This is a genomic window from Pseudomonas sp. PvP025, from assembly GCF_017832155.1.
GTDB lineage: Bacteria > Pseudomonadota > Gammaproteobacteria > Pseudomonadales > Pseudomonadaceae > Aquipseudomonas.
In genome coordinates, this window is the sequence record NZ_JAFIBJ010000001.1 from 699,550 (window position 1) to 721,003 (window position 21,454).

A 21,454-nucleotide genomic window follows, 5' to 3' on the forward strand; every position below is an offset into this window, starting at 1 on the left:
AGGACGAATATGCCCTGACGGCCGCCGACGCGGTGCTGCAGAAAACCCCGTTCAGCTTTGACGTGTCGGTGTGGGAATTCTTCTGGCCGCTGTTTACCGGCGCACGCCTGGTGATGGCGCGTCCGGGCGGGCACAAGGATCCGGCCTATCTGTGCGAGGTCATCGAAGCCGAAGCGATCACCACCTTGCACTTTGTGCCGTCGATGCTCGATGTGTTCCTCGCCCACGGCGATGTCAGCCAGGCGGCGGGGCTGCGGCAGGTGATGTGCAGCGGTGAAGCGTTGCCAGGCAGCCTGGTGCGACGCTTCAAGCAGCAACTGCCGGGGATCGGCCTGTACAACCTGTACGGCCCCACCGAAGCGGCGGTGGATGTGACGGCATGGCGCTGCATACGCGCCGAGATGCCGGATAACACACCGATCGGCAAACCGATCGCCAATACCCGCATGTATGTGCTGGATGCGCAGATGCAGCCGGTGCCCCTCGGCGTGGTCGGCGAGCTGTACATCGGCGGCGTGCAGGTGGCGCGCGGTTACCTGAACCGGCCCGAGCTTTGCGCCGAGCGCTTCCTCGACGATCCATTTACCGGTGGGCGCCTGTACCGCACCGGCGATGTCGGTCGTTACCTGGCCGACGGCACCCTCGAATACCTGGGGCGCAATGATGACCAGGTGAAGATCCACGGCCTGCGTATCGAACTGGGGGAAATCCAGGCGCGGCTGACCGAACATCCGGCAGTCAACGAAGCCGTGGTGCTGGCCCGCGAACAGCGCCTGATTGCTTACTACACCGGCGAGCAGAGCGACATCGATGTGCTGCGCAATCATCTGGCGCAGCACCTGCCGGCGTTCATGGTACCGGCCGCGTTTGTGCACCTGGACGCGCTGCCGCTGAGTCCCAACGGCAAGCTCGACCGCAAGGCCCTGCCGGCGCCGGGCGCCGAATCGGTGATGGCGCGCGACTATGAGGCGCCCGAGGGGGATACCGAAATCGCCCTGGCCAGCCTGTGGGCCGAGCTGCTGGAGGTGGAGCGCGTAGGGCGTCACGACAACTTCTTCGAACTGGGTGGGCATTCGCTGATGGCCGTCAGCCTGATGGGGCGCCTGCGGCACCTTGGCTTGTCGGCGGATGTGAACGTGTTGTTCAGCCAGCCGACGCTGGCAGCGCTGGCGGCAACCCTGGGCGGCAGTCGCGAAGTGGCCGTGCCGGCCAACGGCATCGCCGCCGATTGCCGCGCGATCACCCCGGACATGCTGACCCTGGTGACGCTGGACCAGCCGGCCATCGACCGGGTGGTTGCGGCCATCCCCGGCGGTGCAGCGAATGTGCAGGACATCTACCCGCTGGCGCCCCTGCAAGCGGGGATTCTCTATCACCACCGCGCAGTGCAGCAGGGTGATGTGTATGTGTTGCAGGCGCAATTTGCGTTCGACAACGTTGTGCGGCTGCAGGCCTTTGCCGAGGCGTTGCAGGCGGTGATCCAGCGCCATGACATCCTGCGCTCGTCGTTCCACTGGGAAGGCCTTGAGGAACCGGTGCAAGTGGTGTGGCGTAGCGCCGCGCTGCGCGTTGAAAGCGGGCCGTTGCCGCAGCGCCTGGACCTGACTCAGGCGCCGGTGATGCGCCTGGTCTACACCGAGCAGGCACAAGGCGTGGTCGCGACCCTGCTGTTTCACCACCTGGTGATGGACCACGTCACCCTGGAAATCCTCAAGCACGATATGCAGGCGTTGCTGAGCGGCGAGGGCGCAGCACTGGGAACGGCGGTGCCTTATCGCAACTACGTGGCGCAGACCCGGCTGGGCATGACCGAGCAGGAGCACGAAGCGTTCTTTTGCGACATGCTGGGTCAGGTCGACGAGCCGACCCTGCTCTGTGTGCCGGGCGCGGATGAAAAAGCGCAACGCCTGCTCGACAGCGCGCTGAGCCAGCGCCTGCGTGCCCAGGCCCGCCGCGCGGGTGTGAGTGCCGCCAGCCTGATGCACCTGGGCTGGGCGCAGGTGATGGGCAAGGTGGCCGGTCGCGACACCGTGGTGTTCGGCAGCGTGATGCTGGGCCGCCTGCAGGGTGGCGAAGGCGCCGAGCGCGCGATGGGGGTGTTCATCAACACCTTGCCGCTGCGCGTCGACCTCGGTGAACACTCGGTGCGCAGTGCGCTGCGCGACACCCATGCGCGCCTGTCGCGCCTGCTCCGTCATGAGCACGCGTCGCTGGCCCTGGCCCAACGCTGCAGCAGCGTGCCGGCGAACACGCCGTTGTTCAACGTGCTGTTCAACTATCGCCACAGTGCCGGGGCGGCGGCAGCGATGAGCGCCGAGGCCGCCATGGCGTGGCAGGGTATTCATCTGCTCGAGGCCGAGGAACGTTCCAGCTACGGCCTGTCGATGAGCGTCGACGACCTGGGCGACGGTTTCAGCCTGACGGCCGCAGGGCAGGGCGCGCAGCGTTTGTGCGATTACCTGCAGACGGCGCTGGAGCACCTGGTGGAGGCATTGGAGCATAACGTCGACAGCGCCATCAGTGCGGTGTCGATCCTGCCAGCCGTCGAGCGCCGGCAAGTGATCGAGACATTCAATGCCACGGACCGGGAATTCCCCCGTGCGCACACGGTGCAACGTCTGTTCGAGGCCCAGGCGCAGGCGCGTCCCGGTGCGTTGGCGGTGGTGCACGGCGAGCAGCGCTTGAGCTACGGCGAGCTGAACACCCGCGCCAACCGTCTGGCCCATTACCTGCTTGGCCTGGGCGTGTGTGCCGGCGACAGCGTGGCGATCCTGCTGCCGCGCGGCATTGACTTGATTGTCGGCCAGTTGGCCGTATTGAAATGTGCCGCCGCCTATGTGCCGCTGGACATCAACGCGCCCGCCGAACGCCAGGGTTTCATGGTGCAGGACAGCGGCGCGGTGCGGCTGCTGACCCGCAGCGACATCGCCGTCGACTACACGGTTGCGCGCCTGGACCTCGACACCGAGGTGTTCGATCCGCAACCGGCGCACAACCCCGACCTGTCGCAGGCGTCGGACAGTGTGGCCTACGTGATGTACACCTCGGGCTCCACCGGTACGCCGAAGGGCGTGCTGGTGCCCCACCGTGGCATCACCCGGCTGGTCATCAACAATGGCTACGCCGACTTCAACGCCGGTGACCGCGTGGCGTTCGCCTCCAACCCGGCGTTCGACGCCAGCACCATGGATGTGTGGGGGCCGCTGCTCAACGGCGGGCAGGTGCAGGTCATCGATCACGCCACCTTGCTCGACCCGGCCGCCTTTGGCGCGGCGCTGGAGGGGGCGACGGTGCTGTTCGTCACCACGGCCTTGTTCAACCAGTACGTGCAGTTGATACCCGATGCGCTGGCGGGGTTGCGCATTCTGTTGTGCGGCGGCGAGCGTGCCGACCCGGCGGCGTTCCGCAGCCTGTTGGCGCGGGCACCGGCGCTGCGCCTGGTGCATTGCTACGGGCCGACGGAAACCACCACCTACGCGACCACTTATGAAGTGCGCGCACTGGCCGAGGACGCCGACAGCGTGCCGATTGGCCGGCCGATTTCCAATACCCGGGTCTATGTGCTGGATGCGCAGTTGCAGCCGGTACCGGTGGGCGTGAGCGGAGAAATCTGCATTGGCGGCGACGGCGTGGCCCTGGGCTATCTGAACCGTGCGCAATTGAGCGCCGAACAGTTCGTGCAAAACCCGTTCAATGTCGGGTCACTAATGTACCGCACCGGGGATCTGGGCCGCTGGACGGCGGACGGGCTGCTGGAGTGCATCGGGCGCAACGACGATCAGGTGAAGATTCGCGGCTTCCGCATCGAGTTGGGCGAGATCGAAGCGCGCCTGGCGACCCACGCCGCACTGCAGGACGTGGTGGTGCTGGCCCGTGAAGACGTGCCGGGTGACAAGCGGTTGGTGGCCTATTTCACCTGGGCGGGCGAACCCGTCGGCAGCGACAGCCTGCGCGCCCATCTGCAGGCGCAACTGCCGGACTACATGGTGCCGTCGGCCTACCTGCCACTGGCGCGGCTGCCGCTGACCGGCAACGGCAAGATCGACCGCAAGGCCTTACCGGTTCCCGCTGTGCAGGCCCTGGCCGGGGCCGTGTTCGAAGCACCGCGCGATGCTCTGGAGCAGACCCTGGCGCACCTGTGGGCCGAGGTACTCAAGCTGGAGCAGGTGGGGCGCGATGACAGTTTCTTCGAACTGGGCGGGCATTCATTGCTCGCGATCCGTCTGGTCAGCCTGATGGAGGACGCAGGGCTTGCGGTGAGCCTGGCCGAACTGTTCGAGCACGCCAGCGTGGCGAACGTGGCATCGATGCTGCGCCAGCGCAATGCGCAGACGGTGCGCGACACCACGGTGATCACCGTGCGCAGCAGCGGCACGCAGCCGCCGTTGTTTCTGGTGCACGAGTTCAGCGGCATGGACGTGTATTTCCCGGCGCTGGGCCAGCATCTGGCCGGTGACTACCCGATCTACGGCTTGCCGGGCCTGGCGCTGGGCGAGTCGCACCTGAACACCATGGAAGGCCTGGCGGCGCGCATGGTCGGCCTGATCCGCGAGATTCAGCCGCACGGACCTTACCGGGTCGCGGGCTGGTCGTTTGGCGGCGTGCTCGCTTATGAAGTGGCGATGCAGTTGCTGGGGCTGGATGAGCCGGTGGCGTTCCTCGGCTTGATCGACAGCTTCGTGCCGCGCATGACCGACCAGGGCAAGGCGCGCTGGGAAGGACCGCAGGCGCTCAAGCGGCATCTGCTACTGCAGTGCACTGCACATTGGACCGTACAAGGAGGTGTTGATGAAGTGGCAAGACTGGCGCAACTGGAAGCAGACACTCAACAGCTGGACCTTGCTGGCTTGCTGCAATGTTGTCGCGATGAAGGTTTGCTGCACCCGCAAATGGCGGCGGCCGAAGACGCCGACTTGATCAGCTTCATCGAACGCGAGGTCGGCCACGGCCACGCGCTGGCCCATTACAGCCTGTTCCCGCTGCCGGTGGCGGTGCATTTGTTCAGCGCGCAGGAGCGGCTCACCGAGCTGTCGCGGCGCAGTGATTCGCTGGGCTGGAGCGACGCGCTGGCGCCGGGGCAACTGCGCCAGATCGAAGTGCCTGGCACGCACCAGAGCATGATGAAGGCGCCGCATATCCGCGAGCTGGGGGCTGCGATGTCGGCTGCCCTGGCAGCCTCGTTACCGGTGACGCAGGCGGCCCATCAGCCGCTGCTGCGTATCCAAAGCGGGCGGCCGGGGTTTGCGCCGGTGTTCTGCGTACCGGGGGCGGGCGACAGCGTCACCGGGTTCGTCGGCTTGGGCGAAGCGCTCGGGCGTGACTGGCCGCTGTTCGGCCTGCAGCCGCGCGGGCTGGACGGCGAGGCGGTGCCTCACAGCCAGGTCGAGGCGGCGGCGCAGTGTTACCTCACGGCGCTGGAACAGGAATGCCCGCACGGGCCGGTGCATCTGCTCGGGCATTCGTTCGGCGGCTGGGTGGCGCTGGAGATGGCGCTGCGCTTGCAGGCGGCCGGGCGCGAGGTGGCGTCGTTGACGGTGATCGACAGTGAAGCGCCGGGCGGCAATGGCGTGGTGGGACGGCCGTATACGTCGACGGCGGCGTTGTTGCGGTTGATCGAGGCGATGCAGTTGTCGGCCGGCCGGCCGCTGGGGATTGATCCGGTGGAATTTGCCGGGCGCGATGAGGTGGCGCAGCGGCTCGCGTTGCATGCCGGGATGGTGGCGGTCGGATTGCTGCCCGCGCGGGCGGCGGTGGAGGCGATGGTGGGGCCGGCGCGTACGTATGCGGCGGCGTTGCGCACGGTGTATCGGCCTGGGCGGCGGTATGGCGGGGTGGTGAGGTTGGTGTTGGCGCAGGATCCTGCGCTGGATGCGGTGGGCAATCTGCGGGAGCAGGGGGCGATGATTGAGGGGTGGCGTGGCCAGGGGGATGGCTTTGAGGTTTGGTATGGCGGGGGGAATCACTTCACGTTGCTCAAGGCGCCCAATGTTTCTGGGTTGGCCAAGTGGTGGCTTGAGTCGTTGGTGGTTGGGGAGGTGGTGTCGTGACGGGTGTATGCCGCTCAAAACGTGGGAGGGGGCTTGCTCCCGATGAGGGTGGGTCAGTCAGCTTATTGGTAGCTGACACACTGCCATCGGGAGCAAGCCCCCTCCCACCTTTGGATCGCCATCTTTCAGGAGAGTATCAATCTGCTTGGCTCTGCGTTGGCTTTCGCTTTGGCCTTTGATCTTACTTCTGATCTCGGGCACACCGAGCCCGGGCGAGGTGCCGAGTGTTGGGGCAAGAGCCCTTTGGTTACTTTGGGCTGGGCCGGCATTCCGGCTTTTCCAAAGTGGCCCGCCGTAAGGGCGGAACCCTAAGCAGCCGTAACCGCAGCAACGGATATACCCCCAAAAACCTCATCATCTTTTATGGGCATTTATGCAAACGTCTAAATTCCGCAAAATCGGCTTATTCACCCTGTTGGCCATCGCCATCGGCCTGATCATTTACACCCTACAGGCCCCCGCCGACACCCCCCAATACCTGACGGCCACCGCCGAACGCGGCGATATCGAAAACGCCGTCCTGGCCACCGGCCTGCTCGAAGGCATCAAACAAGTCGACGTCGGCGCCCAGGTCTCCGGCCAGTTGAAATCACTCAAGGTCAAAGTCGGCGACAAGGTAAAAAAGGGCCAGTGGCTCGCCGAAATCGACCCCCTGATCCTGCAGAACACCCTGCGCAAGGCCCAGGTCGACGAAGAAAACCTCCAGGCCCAGCGCCGCGCCACGGCGGCGCAGCTCAAGCAGGCCAAGTCGGTGTACGAGCGCTACAAGGGCCTGCAGATCGACGAGTCAGTGTCCCGTCAGGACTTCGAAGACGCCGAGTCAACCTACCAGGTGCAGCAGGCCAACCTGCTGTCGCTGGATGCGCAGATCAAGAGCGCGCATATCCAGATCGACACCGCCAAGGTCAACCTGACCTACACCCGCATCAATGCGCCGATCGACGGCGATGTGGTGGGCATCGTCACCCAGGAAGGCCAGACGGTGATCGCCAACCAGCTGGCGCCGGTGCTGCTCAAGTTGGCGGACCTGGACACCATGACCGTCAAGGCCCAGGTGTCCGAGGCGGATGTGATTCATATCAGCCCCGGCCAGCAGGTGTATTTCACCATTCTCGGCGAGGCCGACAAGCGCTACTACGCCAAACTGCGCGGCACGGAGCCGGCGCCGCAGAACTTCCTTGAGACCCAGAGCGCCGGTACGCCCAAGCAGAACACGGCGGTGTTCTATAACGCGCTGTTCGACGTGCCCAACCCCGACCATCGCCTGCGCATCGCCATGACCGCCCAGGTGCGCATCGTGCTCGACACCGCCCAGGGGGCGCTGATGGTGCCGGTGGCGGCGCTGGGCGCGCGCAACAACGATGGCAGCTATGCGCTGCGGGTGCTGGATGCCAAGGGCAAGGCGCTGGCGCGCAACGTGAAGACCGGCATCAACAACAACGTCAAGGTGCAGATCCTCGACGGCCTGGTCGAGGGCGACAAAGTGGTGATCGGCGACGCCACGCCTGCCGTGGCGGGGAACTGAGCCATGACCCAGCCACTGTTGGAGCTCAAGGGCATCACCCGCAGTTTCATGGCCGGCGAGCGTGAATTCATTGCGCTCAAGGGCATCGACCTGACCATCCAGGCGGGGGAGATGGTCGCGATCATCGGCGCGTCCGGCTCGGGCAAGTCCACCTTGATGAACATCCTCGGCGGCCTGGATTACGCCACCGCTGGCAGCTACAAAATCAACGGCATCGAGACCCGCTCCCTGGGCGATGAGCAACTGGCGGAGCTGCGCCGCGATTACTTCGGGTTTATCTTCCAGCGCTACCATTTGCTGGCGCACCTGAGCGCGTTGCACAACGTGGAAATGCCGGCGATCTACGCCGGCACCCCCGAGACTCAGCGCCACAGCCGCGCCCGCGAACTGCTGACGCGGCTGGGCCTGGCCGGGCACACCCGCCACCGGCCCAGTCAGTTGTCCGGCGGTCAGCAGCAACGGGTGAGTATCGCCCGGGCCTTGATGAACGGCGGCGAAGTGATCCTTGCCGACGAGCCCACCGGGGCGCTGGACACCCACAGCGGCAAGGAGGTGATGCGCATCCTCGCCGAGCTGCACGCGGCTGGGCATACGGTGATCATTGTCACCCACGACCCCAAGGTGGCGGCCAATGCCCAGCGCATCGTCGAGGTGTGCGATGGCGAGATCGTCAGCGACAAGGCCAATGCCAGTGTCGGCCTCGAGCTGCCCGGCGAAACGACCATCGAGTCACGACGCAGTGGTGCGCGGCGGCTGGTGGCGAGCCTGGGGTTGTTCAAGGAGGCGTTCAACATGGCCTGGGTCGCGCTGGTGTCGCACCGCATGCGCACCCTGCTGACCATGCTCGGCATCGTCATCGGCATCACCTCGGTGGTGTCGATCTCGGCCATCGGCGAAGGGGCCAAGCGCTACGTGCTCAAGGACATTCAGGCCATCGGCAGCAATACCATCGATATCTTTTCCGGCACCAGTTTCGGCGACAGCCGCGCTTCGGCCATCGAGACGCTGATGCCCTCGGATGTGGACGCGTTGAACCAGCTGTATTACGTCGACAGCGCCACGCCGGTGGTGGGCCGCAACCTGCTGCTGCGCTTTGGCAATATCGACCTGGATGCGCAGGTCAACGGGGTGAGCGAGCGCTACTTCAAGGTCAAGGGCCTGAAGCTCGAAGCCGGTATTGCCTTCAGCGAAAACGATGCGCGGCGCCAGGCCCAGGTGGTAGTGATCGACCACAACACCCGCCAGCGCCTGTTTGGCGCGCATGTCGACCCGCTCGGCCAGGTGATTCTGGTGGGCAACCTGCCGTGCACGGTGATCGGGGTGACGGCCGAGAATAAAAACATGTTCGCCGCCAGCAAGTCGCTGAACGTGTGGGTGCCTTACGAGACGGCGGCGGGGCGCGTGCTGGGTCAGCGTCATCTGGACAGCATCACCGTGCGCATCAAGGACGGCCAGCCGAGCAAGGTGGTGGAGGACAACGTCAATAAGCTGATGCTGCAACGCCACGGCACCAAGGATTTCTTCACCAATAACCTCGACAGCATCATGCAGACCGTGCAGAACACCAGCCGCTCCCTGGCCTTGCTGCTGTCGCTGATCGCGGTGATTTCGTTGCTGGTGGGTGGTATCGGTGTGATGAATATCATGCTGGTGTCGGTCACCGAGCGGACCCGCGAGATCGGCATTCGTATGGCGGTGGGCGCGCGGCAGTCGGATATTCGCCAGCAGTTTCTGGTGGAGGCGGTGATGGTGTGTCTGATCGGCGGGATCATCGGGATCTCGCTGTCCTACGCCATCGGCTACCTGTTTTCGCTGTTTGTGAAAGAGTGGGAGATGGTGTTTTCGGTGGGCTCGGTGGTCACCGCGTTTGCCTGTTCCACGCTGATCGGCATTGTGTTCGGGTTTGTGCCGGCAAGGAATGCGGCGCGGCTGGATCCGATTGAGGCGTTGGCCAGAGATTGACAAAGGTGGAAGGGGGCTTGCTCCCGATCGCGGTGTTTCAGTCGCACATGCAGTGGCTGACACGCTGCAATCGGGAGCGAGCCCCCTCCCACAATTTGCTGGATGCTGGCTTAAAGACCGCTGTTGTTCTCGGTGGCATACATCCACCGCAACAGCGAATGCCGCCCGCTGATACCCAGTTTGATCGACGCGCGCTTGAGGTAGCTTTCGATGGTGTTGACCTTCAACGCCAGTTGTTCGGCCAGCTCTGGCGCGGTTTTCCCGGCCAGCAGGCCGACGCACACTTCCAGCTCGCGGGTGGACAGGGTCAGCCGCGATTGCACCAGGCGCTCCTCGATGCGCTTGCGCAGGGTTTCGATGCCCTGATGTTTTGCCGCCACCGGCTCGCTGTCGTTGCCAGGCTGGATCGCCGTGATGTGTTTTTCCACCATGGGCAGCAACAGCGTGGAAAACTCCTGCAGCATGTTGCGTTCCTGCGGCGAAAAGCTTTCGGACTGGTGCGAACGGTAGACCGAGAGGATGTAGCGCACGTCATCCTTGCGCCGAGTCAGGTGCAGTTGCGCTGCGGGCTGTTCCTCGCCCAGCGTTGCCATCGAATCGGTGTAGACCGGGCTGATTTTGCGCCGCGTATGCCCCTCGGGGCTCACTCGCAATTGGGTGATATGGGTAGCGTCCACCGCCAGTTGGGTGAGGATCAGGTCGTGCAGCATGCGCGGGAAATGTCGGCTCCCGGTGCTGGCAATGACTTTGCCTATATGAGGAAACAGCTGAGCGTTCATCCAATCGTCCATGAGTGTCAGGTGCGGGTATTCGGCCTTGCAGCGACGGGGTTCAGGTGCCAATACGAATAACCCACAGTGATAGTCCATCCCGCCAGCACCTATGCTAGTACAGCCTCGCCACAGGAAGGGGATCCAATTTGAAAAAAACGGCTCAAGGCCGCACGCTGCGGGCTGTTGGCCCAGCGTCCAGCGGCCTTTTCCAGGTTTGTTGTAACATATGAATACAACTTCGCCGTTTCAGGGCGGACTGCATGCCAACCCAGAGTGAACCCGCGATGCAACCCACCCGGTTGACCCTTGTCTGCCACGCCGCCACTCCCGCGCAGAAATACGCGCGATTTGCCGATGACGACTCGGTGGTAATGGATTGGCAGAGTGACGCGTTATCCCTGGCCGGTCGCTTCAGCAAACCCCCGCAACTGGTGTGCGGCCCCGAGCTGCGAACCCGTCAGACCGCGAGCCTGTTCGGTAACGAGGCCACGCTGGAAACCGCTCTGCGTGACCTCGACATGGGCCGCTGGAAAGGCCAGGCGATTGACCAGCTCGACACTCACGCGGTGAGGGCCTGGCTCGCCGACAGCGCCGGTGCGCCCCATGGTGGCGAATCGGTGGATGCGTTGTGCGAGCGGATCGCGCAGTGGCTCAAGCAGCTGCAAACCCAACCCGGCCATGTGCTGGCCGTGACCCATCCGTTCGTGATCCGCGCGGCGATGCTGCAGGTGCTGCAGATGCCGGTCGAGATGGTCTACCGGATCGACGTCGCGCCACTGTCCTGCATCGAGCTGCGCTTTACCGGCGTGTGGCGTCTGCGCCTGGACACTCACCCCTGGCCGTCCGAACATGGCAACATCCACGCCCCGCACTGAGAGCACCCCATGAAACGCATCCTGATCATCGGCATTGGCGCCGGCAACCCTGACTACATCACGATGCAGGCGGTGAAGGCGCTGAACCGCACCGACGTGTTCTTCCTGATGGACAAGGGCCAGAGCAAGGACAAGCTGATCGACCTGCGCCGCGAGATCTGCGAAACCTACATCACCGAACCCGGCTACCGCTTCGTCGAGGCCGATTGCCCCGAGCGCGTGCGCGGTGAGATCGACTACACCACGGCGGTGCAGGTGCTTAACCGCGACAAGCAAGCCACTTTTGAACGCCTGATCAATGAGCACATGGCCGACGGCGAGGTCGGTGCGTTCCTGGCCTGGGGCGACCCGGCGCTGTACGACAGCACCCTTCGTATCCTGCAGGCGATTCTGGCCGCAGGGCAGTGCGAATTCGAGTTCGAAGTGATCCCCGGCATCACCAGCGTGCAGGCCCTGGCCGCGCAACATAAAGTAGCGTTGAACCGCATCGGCAAGTCCGTCGAAATTACCACCGGCCGGCGTTTGGCGGCAGGGCAGGCCAGTGATGCGGATACGCTGGTGGTGATGCTCGATGCCGAAGACTCCTACCGCAGCGTGGCTGAGCAGGGCTTTGATATTTATTGGGGGGCCTACCTGGGCACGCCGGATGAAATCCTGATCAGCGGCAAGGTCAGTGAAGTGGCTGAAGAAATCGAACGGGTGCGCAAGGCCGCGCGCCTGGAAAATGGCTGGATCATGGACACTTATCTATTGCGCAAACCCTGAGGTGACCTCCCATGCTCAAACTGTTTGCCCTGGCACTGACCCTGGTGGCCGCTGCCGCCCACGCCGACTCGAACCTGCACACCGATTTGCCGTTGTCCTACCTGGAACAGACCCAGGGCGATGCGCGCAACCAGCCGTTGGTGATCTTCCTGCACGGGTTCGGCAGCGACGAGGAGGATCTGTTCGGGATCAAGGACGCGTTGCCCTCGACCTGGACCTACCTGTCGGCCCGCGCGCCAACGCCGGTCGACCCCCATGGCTATCGCTGGTTCACCAAGACCACCGGCGAGCGTGACTACAACGGCGAGACCGCCGACCTGCAGCGCAGCGCCGCGCTGATTGAAGACTTTGTGCGCAAGGCCACGGTCAAGTACCACACCCAGAGTGATCGCGTGTTCCTGGTGGGGTTCAGCCAGGGCGCGATCATGTCCTACGAGGTGGGCTTGCGTAAGCCTGAGCTGCTGCGGGGCATCGCGGCGCTGAGCGGCAGCGTGCTGCCGGTACTCAAGGCTGAGCTCAAGCCCGATGACGCGCTGGGCAGGCTGGCGATCTTTATTGGCCATGGCACATTGGATCAGGCGCTGCCGTATGCGTCGGCGACGCGGGCGAACGAGGTGCTGGTGAGGTTGGGGTTGAAGCCGCAATTTCATACCTATGAAGGCATGAACCACACGATCAGCGAAGCGGAGGTGCAGGACCTGAAGGCCTGGCTTGAATCGAATCTGAAGTGAGCACGGTTGCAATGTGTGAGGGGGGCAAGCCCTAATGCCGCTCAGTTAAGCCAGCGTGATGCTCGAAGCAACGAGCGGTGCGACTTTTCGGTGTACATATCCGTTTCTGCGGTAACGGCGACTTAGGGTTCCGCCCTTACGGCGGCTCACTTTTGAAAAGCGCAAAAGTAAGCAAAACGCTCTTGCCCCAACACTCGGCACCTCGCCCAGGCTCGGTGTGCCCGAACGCAGGCTTTGGAGCGTGGGCCGCCGCGATGGGCCATCCTTGGCCCAGCGCGGCTAACCCGGCGTCCTGCCGGGTTACCCACGCTCCAAAGCCTGCGTTCGGCCAGCGTGTTTGACGGGGCGCCTAAGATCAAGATCAAAAGCGCGGCGGCCTGAGAGCCGACCGGAATGGTTTGCGAACGCTGTACAAAATGTGGGAGGGGGCTTGCTCCCGATGGCGTCGGCCCAGCAAACATTGATGTTGAAGACCCACCGCTTTCGCGGGCAAGCCGAATCGTCGCACCGCCGCTCCCACAGGGGAGCTGCACTTAACTGAACGGCATTGGGGCAAGCCCCCTCCCACAAGGGGTTTTGTGTTGGTTGTGGGAAGTGGGTTATTTGCCGGTGATCTGTTTCACCAGTTCGGCGTGCCCCTTCACATCATCGGCCCGCGAAATGGCCTGGATCACCAGCAACTGGTTGCCCGAGCCGCCGAGGAACGTGGAGTTCAAGGTCTTGCCGCCGCCCTGGGTGGCGGTGCTGTCGACCTGACGCATGCCCAGGCCCTTGAAGTTGAGCTTTTTCTCGCTCTGTTTCTTGAAGTCGGGCAGGGCGGCGCTCTGGTCCTTGATGAAACCGGCGACGGCGCCGTCAAGGAACTTGGGGTCGTTGTCCTCGATCTTTACCCCGTCCTTGCGCACGGTTTCGGCGACGATCACCACACTTTTCGTGCTCTGATTGGCGTACAGGGTGCCCTGGGTGTCGCCGGTGCCATCCTCGGCCTTGCCGGCCGGCAGGGTATCGGCGACGTAGGCCTTGGGCAGGCTGAAGGTGAACTTGCCGCCCAGGGTGGAGATGGTCTGTGTGCTTGGCTTGGCGGCAGCGAACACGCTGCCGGCGGTCAGTGCGAGGGCAAGCAGGACGGCGGTCTTGGTGAAAGTGGCCATGAAGCACTCCGGTGATAAAACGAAATTGCGCCTTATTCTGTCAGAAAATTTGCAAGATCGTTCCTCCCCCGGCCTCACACCTTGTCGGACTCTTCCTCAAGCCGATCCATCTCAAACAGCCGCGCCAGTTCGGTGCGGGCTTCCTGGGCGGTCTGCATGACCTTGGCCGCGTCGTCGTATACCGCATGCTGGGCGGCGAGCACTTGCAGGTCGTGGTTCCTGAAGCGGCTGATGCGCGCATCGGCCTGTGCCTGGCTCAACCCCAGGCCAACCAGGGTACGGCGGCTCATTTCGAGGCTGGAGTAGAAGGTCTCGCGAATCGGCGAGGCGTCGAGGTCCACCAGGCGGTGCACGTGCTGGCGGTTACGTGCGCGGGCGATGATCTTCATGTGCGGGTAGAGGTTGCGCACCAGTTCGGCGGTTTTGATGTTGATTTCGGGGTCGTCCATGGCGATCACAAAAAATTCCGCCTGGTCGACCTTGGCCGCGTGCAGGATTTCCGGACGCTGCGGATCGCCGTAGAACACCGGCATCCCGCCGAAGCTGCGGGTCAACTCGATGGTTTCCACCGAGGTGTCGAGGGCGATGAACGAAATGTTCTGCGCGCGCAGGATTCGCGCGACGATCTGCCCCATGCGGCCCATGCCGGCGATCACCACGCGTGGCGCATCGCCTTCGATGGCGCGGTATTCCTCGGGCACTTCCACCGGCCTGGTCTTGCGCTTGAACAGCTTCGGGCAGATCAGCAGCAACAGCGGCGTGATGGCCATGGACAGGGTGATGGTCAGCACCAGAATGTCGTACAACTGCGGTTCGAACAGGCCCTGGTCACGGCCGATCTTGAACACCACGAAGGCAAACTCACCGCCGGCCGCCAGCACCACGCCCAGGCGCAGGGCGCTTTCGCGATTGAGGTCACCGGCCATGCGGCCCACGGCATACAGGATCGGCAGCTTGAGGCCGATCAACAGCAGGGTCAGGCCGATGACCACCAGCGGCGAACTGAGCAGCAGGCTGAGGTTGGCGCCCATGCCCACACTGATAAAGAACAGCCCGAGCAGCAGGCCCTTGAACGGTTCGATCTGCGACTCCAGTTCGTGACGGTACTCGGAGTCTGCCAGCAGCAGGCCGGCGAGGAAGGCGCCCAGAGCCATGGACACGCCGACCAGTTCCATCAACCAGGCCGTGCCGATCACCACCAGCAACGCGGTGGCGGTGGACACTTCGCGCAGGCCGGTTTTGGCCACGATGCGAAACACCGGGCGCAACAGGTAACGCCCGCCGATGATCACCACGGCGATACTGCCCAGCACCTGCAAGCCGTGCTGCAGGCCTTCGGACTCGGTGGTGGGGTGGCTGCCGCCGGCCAGCAACGGCACCATGGCGATCAGCGGGATGGCGGCGATGTCCTGAAACAGCAGGATCGCAAAGGCCATGCGCCCGTGGGGCTGGTTGAGTTCCTTGCGCTCGGCCAGGCTTTGCAGGCCGAACGCCGTGGACGACAGCGCCAGGCCCAGGCCCAGCACAATCGCGCTGTTCCACGCCTGACCGAACAGCCACAGCGCCACCGCGCCCATCACCAGGCCGGTAAGCAGCACCTGCGCCAGGCCGACGCCGAACACCGCCTTGCGCATCACCCATAAACGCTTGGGCGACAGCTCCAGGCCGATGATGAACAGCAGCAGCACCACGCCCAGCTCGGAGAACTGCGCCACGCTCTGCGGGTTACGCACCAGGCCCAGTACCGACGGCCCAATGATCACCCCGGCGAACAGATAGCCGAGCACCGCGCCCAGTTGCAGGCGCTTGGCCAACGGCACGGTGAGCACGGCGGCGAGCAGAAACACCACGGCTGCTTGTAACAGGTTGCCTTCATGGGGCATTGCGAACTCCAGAATCTTCAAAGCCAGTCAACAGGGCGCTATTAGAGCGCTTTTTGCCGACTGAGAATTGTATTTTTGCCGCGCGTGCGCATCGGCCAAGACTTGTAGTACGTACAAATAATTTGCCACTGGCGAGGAAAGTCTTACGGTCTAGGGTTATGCCATTGAGTTTATATTCCATGGGTGGCATATTTGCATGAGTTGGGACATAGAATACACGGACGAATTCGGAGACTGGTGGGCTGATCTGGATGCAGGAGAGCAATCCTCGGTATCTGCCAGCGTTGATCTGCTGGGGCTGTTTGGACCAGGTCTGCGCTTTCCCCACAGCAGCGATGTCAAGGGATCTCGACACGGTAACCTGCGAGAGCTAAGGGTGCAGCACGCCGGTCGCCCTTATCGGGTGCTGTATGCATTCGATCCCCGCCGTTGCGCATTGCTGCTGATAGGTGGCGATAAAACATCGCGACATCGATGGTACGAAGAGCACGTCCCCGTGGCAGATAAGTTGTATGACGTTCATTTGGAAACATTGCGTAGAGAGGGCCGTAACCATGGCTAGAAAATTCGCTGAACTTCAAGCTCGCATGTCACCCGAATCGCGGGCTGAGGCCGAGCAGATATTCGCGCAGCATGTGAGAGAAATGCCGCTGCATGAGCTGCGTAAAGCCCAGCAGTTGAGCCAGGAGAGCCTGGCCAAGGCGTTGAAGATCAACCAGGCTGCGGTCTCTAAAATGGAACGCCGCACTGACATGTATATCAGTACCTTGCGTGACTACATACGCGCCATGGGGGGGGAGCTGGAAATCATCGCGACGTTTCCCGACGGGCAGGTGAAGATCGACAACTTCGCTTGCTGAAGGCCGCGAGCGCCATGCTTTTTTCACATTGCCCCTGGCTGCCCTTTGTTACCATCGCCTTCCATCGTCGCCAGGAGTCACCGCCCCATGCAGCACCAGTGGGATGAAATGCACCGCACCCGCAAGCCCACGTTCGTATTGTGTGGCGAGCCTCAGGGCGATGTGCTCAATCTCTATGTCCACGGTTACTCGGCATTCTTCAACCAGCAACAGCTGGGTAACTTCAAGCAACAGCTGGCAGGTATCGAAGGCTCGACCAACCTGATGCTGTTCTGGCCGGCCGGGCATTTTCTGGAAAACCTGTTTGCACCGTTCAAGGACGTGATCGCCTCGATGCTCGGCGGTGGCGGCCTGGGCGCGGCAACCGTGGGGCTGGGCAAGGCGATTGCGTATTTTCTCGACCACTACAAAAGCGTCGAGACGCGGGTGGATGAGGTGGCCAAAAGCTTGCTGCCGGAGCTGGCCAATTACCTGCATGGCGAGTCACTGACGGTGCGCCGCATCAACCTGATCGGCCATTCCCTGGGCGCGCGCATTCTCGTCAAAAGCCTGCTCGCCAGCCCTGAAACCGCGCGCGAGCTGCCGCTGAACAATGTGCTGCTGATGGGCGGCGCCATCTGTACATCGAGCCCCTGGGAGCAGGTGGCGGCGCCGTTGACGGGGCGTGTCATCAATTGCCACTCCAGCAAGGACTGGGCATTGGCGATAAAGCCCGACACCGAGCGCTGTATCGGCCGTTATGCCATCCCCGTCACGCCTGCGCTCAAGGCCAAGGTGACCAATGTGCATCTGGCCAGCTTCGACCATGCGGCGTATTGGCCCCAGCTGAAGACGGTGGTGCAGTACACCGACCTGTTGCAGGAGCGGCGCGGCATGATCCGCTTTGACCCGCGCAGCAGCGAGGTGCGGTTTGCCGAGGAGGATGTCGACCTGTTCCCTGTGCTGGTGCAGGCACGGCCGGACGAGTTGAAGTTTTTGGCCGAGCTGATGGCGCAAAAGCGCAGCGCCTCGATTGACGCCTCGGTGCGCGAACCCCGCAAGCTGGCCATCGAACTGCAGCGCATGGGCGGCGACAGCCTCATGAACATTGCCCGCGGGCATGGCGTGAGTTATCGCCAGATCGCCCAGGACGTGGCGGGGCGGCTGGGGATCAAATTCGCCGAGCCGATCGCCAGTGTGGCGCTTGCCGACCTTGAAGCGCAGGTCGCCGAGAAACTGATCGAGCAGTATAAGGACAAACTCAGCCAGGCCGACCGTCAACGGTTCGACGCCGAACTGCGGGCCGCGGCGCAAAAGGAGCAGGGCCTGTTCAATCGCTTCGCTGTCGGCCGCTCGGCCACCACTGCCTTGAGCGGCACTGCGCTGGCGGGGCTGACCGGATTCATGCTGAGACGCGGCGCTGCCTCGGCGATTCCGGTGGTCGGCCAGGCGCTTGCGGCGGCGATGTTGCTGGTGAGTGGCGTACGGGCGTTCTCAGGCCCTGCGTATTCCATCACCACCCTCGCGGTGTTGGTGGTCGGGGTGATTCGCCAGCGCATGGAGCGCGAAGCCTTGAACCAGGAGCTGGACCTGGTGGTGCAGGTGGTCGAAGCGTTCGATCTGCCTCGGGACACGGTGATGCGCACGGTTGTGTCTGACTGCTAAGCTGCGTGCCTGTCTTGTGTGTTTACCTGGAATCGCGCGTGAAATTCAGCCTGCCAAAAATCGCTACCGCCCCCTTTTGCCCGCCGGAAGTGGCCGGCTCCGTTGCCGTTGACCCCAAGGCGTCGTTTTTCAAGCGCGCGCTGATGTTTGCAGGCCCCGGCCTGCTCATCTCCATCGGCTATATGGACCCGGGCAACTGGGCCACGGCCATCGAAGCCGGTTCGCGTTATGGCTACAGCCTGCTGTTTGTGGTGTTGCTGGCCAGCCTCGCCGGGATGGCGGTGCAGTGCCTGTGCTCGCGGCTCGGCATCGCCACCGGCAAGGACCTGGCGCAGCTGTGCCGTGAACGCTACAGCAAGCGTTCGGCCCGCACCCAATGGGCCTTGGCCGAAATCTCCATCATTGCCACCGACCTCGCCGAAGTGCTCGGCTGCGCGTTGGCATTTCACCTGCTGCTGGGGGTGTCGCTGACCACCGGTATCGTCATCACCGCCTTCGATACCTTGCTGATCCTGGCCCTGCAGAACCGTGGCTTTCGTCGCCTGGAAGCGATCATGCTGGCGCTGGTTGCCACCATCGGCGTGTGTTTCTTTATTGAGCTGGTGCTGATCAAACCCTACTGGCCGGATGTGTTGAGCGGATTCACCCCGTCGCTCTCGGCCATCAGCGATGCGGCGCCGTTGTACCTGGCCATCGGTATCCTTGGCGCCACGGTCATGCCGCATAACCTCTACCTGCACAGCTCGATCGTGCAGACCCGGATGATCGGCAAGGACCTGGCCAGCAAGCAGGACGCGGTCAAGCTGGCACGCATCGACACCATTGGCTCCCTGGCGCTGGCGCTGCTGGTCAATGCCGCGATCCTAGTACTCGCCGCGGCCGCCTTCCACAAGACCGGCCACACCGACGTCGTGGAAATCCAGGACGCTTACCATCTGCTTGACCCGTTGGTGGGTGGCGCGTTTGCCAGCATCCTGTTTGGCATCGCATTGCTGGCCTCCGGGCAAAGCTCCACCTTCACCGGCACCATCGCCGGGCAAGTGATCATGGAGGGTTACCTCAACCTGCGTATTCCGTGCTGGCAACGACGCCTGATCACCCGCGGCCTGGCGCTGATCCCTGCATTCCTCGGGGTGTGGCTGATGGGGGACGATGCCATCGGCAAGCTGCTGATTCTCAGCCAGGTGGTGCTTAGCCTGCAGTTGCCGTTTGCGCTGTACCCGTTGATTCGCATGACGGGTGACAAGCAACTGATGGGCCCGTTCGTCAATCGCCTGCCCACGCGCTTGCTGGCGTGGTTCCTGTTTGCAGTGATCAGCGGGGCGAATGCGTGGTTGATTGGGCAATGGTTGTTTTGATCTGAGTATCCGAGTGTCGGAGGTGATCTAGACGAGGATCGCCAGCGATGTGTACTGAGCAACCTGCGGATCGGTGGTCAATAGTCTCATCGGTTCGCTGATGGCGGTTGCAACGATAAGTCGATCAAAAGGGTCTTTGTGATGATGCTCCAGATCCTTTACCGCGATGGCATGCTCGGAGGTGATGGCTAATTCGACGACACCGCTCTCCAGACAGTACCCACGAATTTCGTCCAGATCGACATGGAGCTTTCCCAGGCTTACCTTGATTGCCATCTCCCAGAATGTCGCCGCGCTGATGTAAACGTCGGCTGCATTTTCGATGAGCTTTCGTGCTTTGCTGGACAGTTTGGGATCGCACACTGAGTGCCCAAAGGAGGATGTGAGTGTCCAACAGTACCCTCATAACGCCTTGCCCTGAAACGAATCCAGCAGATCGTCCGGTAGGGGAGCGTCAAAGTCGTCCGGGATGACGAGTTTCCCCTTCATTGCACCAACCCTCTTGCCGTTGGGCTTGGTCATCGGGACGAGTTGGGCCATTGCGCGGCCATGCTTGGCGATGGTGATGATGTTGCCAGCGGCGGCCTCATCAACCAGTTTTGACAGATTATTCTTTGCTTCGCCCAGCGGTACGGTAACCATAGAGTTCTCTCCATGTTTTGGCCAAATATAGTCAAAACCAGCTGAGCTATCAAAGACGGGTAGACAGCTGTCAGACCGGCCAGATCGTATTTTTTTGTAGTACAGGACATTCATGGCAATTCTCCGAAGAAGGACGTTGCTGGAGTCTGCCTCTTGAAGACGGGTGTCATAAATAGTGGCCCGTAAAATCGGACCCGGACTACTTTTCCTACTAGGAAATTTCCTCACGCATAACGCCCGCGTCGCCTGAACGCTCACCGATCCCAATACGGCACTGTCCCAAAACACGCCGCAAAGTAATCGATCACCGTACGCACCTTCAGCGACAACCGTCGGCTGCCCGGCCATAGCGCGGCGATCTGTTGCGGTTCGAGGGTGGTGGCCACTTCGTAGTCGCTCAGCACCGCCTGCAAGGTGCCGGCGCGCAGGCTTTCGCCGATCAGCCATGATGGAAATACCACGAATCCCAGGCCCTGTTCTGCGGCGTGGGTGAGGGTGTCGGCGTGGTTGCCGGTGATCGGGCCTTTGACGCTGTAGGGCGTCCATTCGCCCTGGGCGCGGCGGAAGAACCAGCGTTGCTGGCCGGTGACGCCCTTGTAGGCCAGGCAGTGGTGGTTGAGCAGTTCATCGGGGTGGCTGGGCGTGCCGTGCTGCGCCAGATAAGCGGGGCTGGCAGCGAGACGGAAGCGCTGGGGCGCGAAGATGCGTGCCTGCATGCCGGAGTCGTTGAGTACGCCGATGCGAAACAGCAGGTCGGTGCCATCCTGCAATGGATCGACGAAGGTGTCGGTTTGCTGGATGTCCAGTTGCAGCTTGGGGTAACGCCGGCACAGCTCGCCGAGCCACGGCGACAGGTGACGCTGGCCGAACACCATCGGGGCATTGATGCGCACCAGGCCGCTGGGCTCGCTTTCCTGTTCCTGCAGGGCCTGGCCAGCGGCTTCCAGTTGCTCCAGCATCACCCGCGCATGCCGCCCGAGCAGGCGTCCGGCTTCGGTCGGGCTCACCGCGCGGGTGTGCCGATAGAGCAGTTGCTGGCCGAGGGCCTGCTCCATCAACTGGACCTGCCGGGAAATGGAGGAGGGCGCAAGGCCTTCGCGGCGGGCCACTTCGGAAAAACTGCCATGGTCCAGCACGGCGACGAACAGGCGCAGCGCCTTGAAACTCAGTTCATTCAAACCCTGCATCAGGTCTCCTTGTTGTGCGTATTGCGCAAAGGTGTTGTCCGCATGCTCCCA

At 63.0% G+C, this 21,454-nt stretch carries 15 protein-coding genes and 1 pseudogene (1 of these 16 cut by a window edge); 10 read left to right on the top strand and 6 right to left on the bottom strand.

Annotated features, from left to right (window positions below):
- The 3 genes from JOE32_RS02880 to JOE32_RS02890 form a co-directional block, all read left to right on the top strand.
- Positions 1–6,047: the 3' portion of a non-ribosomal peptide synthetase gene (locus tag JOE32_RS02880; protein ID WP_209981249.1), read on the top strand. The gene continues 8,419 nt to the left of window position 1, outside the view; 6,047 of the gene's 14,466 nt are visible here — the last part of the coding sequence; its start codon lies off the left edge, out of view; the stop codon is at positions 6,045–6,047.
- Positions 6,048–6,420: 373 nt separating this feature from the next.
- Positions 6,421–7,572, top strand: coding sequence for a macrolide transporter subunit MacA (gene macA / locus JOE32_RS02885; RefSeq protein ID WP_209981251.1), 1,152 nt, complete (start codon positions 6,421–6,423; stop codon positions 7,570–7,572).
- Between the two features lie 3 nt (positions 7,573–7,575).
- Positions 7,576–9,534: a MacB family efflux pump subunit gene (locus tag JOE32_RS02890; protein WP_209981253.1), complete on the top strand. Its 1,959-nt coding sequence runs from the start codon at positions 7,576–7,578 to the stop codon at positions 9,532–9,534.
- A gap of 110 nt (positions 9,535–9,644) precedes the next feature.
- Here the strand turns inward: JOE32_RS02890 and JOE32_RS02895 are convergent, their stop codons facing one another.
- The gene (locus tag JOE32_RS02895) at positions 9,645–10,313 is read right to left on the bottom strand and encodes a helix-turn-helix transcriptional regulator (protein WP_209990286.1); all 669 of its coding nucleotides are present in this window, start codon (positions 10,311–10,313) and stop codon (positions 9,645–9,647) included.
- Between the two features lie 278 nt (positions 10,314–10,591).
- On the opposite strand from JOE32_RS02895, the gene JOE32_RS02900 reads away from it, so the two are divergent.
- The 3 genes from JOE32_RS02900 to JOE32_RS02910 are packed head-to-tail and all read left to right on the top strand — an operon-like array spanning position 10,592 to position 12,678.
- Complete coding sequence (locus JOE32_RS02900) at positions 10,592–11,182, top strand: histidine phosphatase family protein (RefSeq protein ID WP_209990288.1); 591 nt, start codon at positions 10,592–10,594, stop codon at positions 11,180–11,182.
- A gap of 9 nt (positions 11,183–11,191) precedes the next feature.
- Positions 11,192–11,947 (top strand): precorrin-6A synthase (deacetylating), encoded by a 756-nt coding sequence (gene cobF / locus JOE32_RS02905; RefSeq protein WP_209981255.1) that lies wholly within the window; start codon positions 11,192–11,194, stop codon positions 11,945–11,947.
- A gap of 11 nt (positions 11,948–11,958) precedes the next feature.
- On the top strand, positions 11,959–12,678 hold the full coding sequence (locus tag JOE32_RS02910) for an alpha/beta fold hydrolase (protein ID WP_209981256.1): 720 nt from the start codon (positions 11,959–11,961) through the stop codon (positions 12,676–12,678).
- 599 nt (positions 12,679–13,277) lie between these two features.
- On the opposite strand, the gene JOE32_RS02915 is transcribed toward JOE32_RS02910, so the two are convergent.
- Both JOE32_RS02915 and JOE32_RS02920 read right to left on the bottom strand, forming a co-directional pair.
- Positions 13,278–13,829, bottom strand: coding sequence for a hypothetical protein (locus JOE32_RS02915; RefSeq protein ID WP_209981258.1), 552 nt, complete (start codon positions 13,827–13,829; stop codon positions 13,278–13,280).
- A 74-nt stretch (positions 13,830–13,903) separates the two neighbouring features.
- Positions 13,904–15,712, bottom strand: a complete 1,809-nt coding sequence (locus JOE32_RS02920) for a monovalent cation:proton antiporter-2 (CPA2) family protein (RefSeq protein WP_209981260.1) — start codon at positions 15,710–15,712, stop codon at positions 13,904–13,906.
- Between the two features lie 196 nt (positions 15,713–15,908).
- Between JOE32_RS02920 and JOE32_RS02925 the strand changes: the two genes are divergently transcribed.
- From JOE32_RS02925 to JOE32_RS02940, 4 genes are all read left to right on the top strand, one after another.
- Positions 15,909–16,274, top strand: a complete 366-nt coding sequence (locus JOE32_RS02925) for a type II toxin-antitoxin system RelE/ParE family toxin (protein ID WP_209981262.1) — start codon at positions 15,909–15,911, stop codon at positions 16,272–16,274.
- A complete protein-coding gene (locus tag JOE32_RS02930) occupies positions 16,267–16,572 on the top strand; it encodes an XRE family transcriptional regulator (RefSeq protein ID WP_209981264.1) in 306 nt (101 codons plus the stop codon). Before JOE32_RS02925 ends, JOE32_RS02930 begins: the two co-directional genes overlap by 8 nt.
- 87 nt (positions 16,573–16,659) lie before the next feature.
- A complete protein-coding gene (locus tag JOE32_RS02935) occupies positions 16,660–18,216 on the top strand; it encodes a DUF726 domain-containing protein (RefSeq protein WP_209981265.1) in 1,557 nt (518 codons plus the stop codon).
- Positions 18,217–18,254: 38 nt separating this feature from the next.
- The gene (locus tag JOE32_RS02940) at positions 18,255–19,574 is read left to right on the top strand and encodes an Nramp family divalent metal transporter (protein WP_209981269.1); all 1,320 of its coding nucleotides are present in this window, start codon (positions 18,255–18,257) and stop codon (positions 19,572–19,574) included.
- A 27-nt stretch (positions 19,575–19,601) separates the two neighbouring features.
- On the opposite strand, the pseudogene JOE32_RS02945 reads toward JOE32_RS02940, so the two are convergent.
- From JOE32_RS02945 to JOE32_RS02955, 3 genes and pseudogenes are all read right to left on the bottom strand, one after another.
- Positions 19,602–19,980 (bottom strand): annotated as a pseudogene (locus JOE32_RS02945) (type II toxin-antitoxin system VapC family toxin).
- Positions 19,977–20,330 carry a type II toxin-antitoxin system Phd/YefM family antitoxin gene (locus tag JOE32_RS02950; RefSeq protein WP_245228939.1) on the bottom strand — a complete coding sequence of 118 codons (354 nt, stop codon included), beginning with the start codon at positions 20,328–20,330 and terminating at the stop codon, positions 19,977–19,979. Before JOE32_RS02950 ends, JOE32_RS02945 begins: the two are co-directional and overlap by 4 nt.
- Positions 20,331–20,470: 140 nt before the next feature.
- Positions 20,471–21,403, bottom strand: coding sequence for a LysR family transcriptional regulator (locus JOE32_RS02955; protein ID WP_209981271.1), 933 nt, complete (start codon positions 21,401–21,403; stop codon positions 20,471–20,473).
- Positions 21,404–21,454: the final 51 nt, after the last annotated feature.

Bases quoted from the DNA above. Each gene is read 5' to 3' on its own strand.
- macA (WP_209981251.1), top strand. From the start codon at position 6,421: ATGCAAACGTCTAAATTCCGCAAAATCGGCTTATTCACCCTGTTGGCC.
- JOE32_RS02890 (WP_209981253.1), top strand. From the start codon at position 7,576: ATGACCCAGCCACTGTTGGAGCTCAAGGGCATCACCCGCAGTTTCATG.
- JOE32_RS02895 (WP_209990286.1), bottom strand. From the start codon at position 10,313: ATGAACGCTCAGCTGTTTCCTCATATAGGCAAAGTCATTGCCAGCACC.
- JOE32_RS02900 (WP_209990288.1), top strand. From the start codon at position 10,592: ATGCAACCCACCCGGTTGACCCTTGTCTGCCACGCCGCCACTCCCGCG.
- cobF (WP_209981255.1), top strand. From the start codon at position 11,192: ATGAAACGCATCCTGATCATCGGCATTGGCGCCGGCAACCCTGACTAC.
- JOE32_RS02910 (WP_209981256.1), top strand. From the start codon at position 11,959: ATGCTCAAACTGTTTGCCCTGGCACTGACCCTGGTGGCCGCTGCCGCC.
- JOE32_RS02915 (WP_209981258.1), bottom strand. From the start codon at position 13,829: ATGGCCACTTTCACCAAGACCGCCGTCCTGCTTGCCCTCGCACTGACC.
- JOE32_RS02920 (WP_209981260.1), bottom strand. From the start codon at position 15,712: ATGCCCCATGAAGGCAACCTGTTACAAGCAGCCGTGGTGTTTCTGCTC.
- JOE32_RS02925 (WP_209981262.1), top strand. From the start codon at position 15,909: ATGAGTTGGGACATAGAATACACGGACGAATTCGGAGACTGGTGGGCT.
- JOE32_RS02930 (WP_209981264.1), top strand. From the start codon at position 16,267: ATGGCTAGAAAATTCGCTGAACTTCAAGCTCGCATGTCACCCGAATCG.
- JOE32_RS02935 (WP_209981265.1), top strand. From the start codon at position 16,660: ATGCAGCACCAGTGGGATGAAATGCACCGCACCCGCAAGCCCACGTTC.
- JOE32_RS02950 (WP_245228939.1), bottom strand. From the start codon at position 20,330: ATGAATGTCCTGTACTACAAAAAAATACGATCTGGCCGGTCTGACAGC.
- JOE32_RS02955 (WP_209981271.1), bottom strand. From the start codon at position 21,403: ATGCAGGGTTTGAATGAACTGAGTTTCAAGGCGCTGCGCCTGTTCGTC.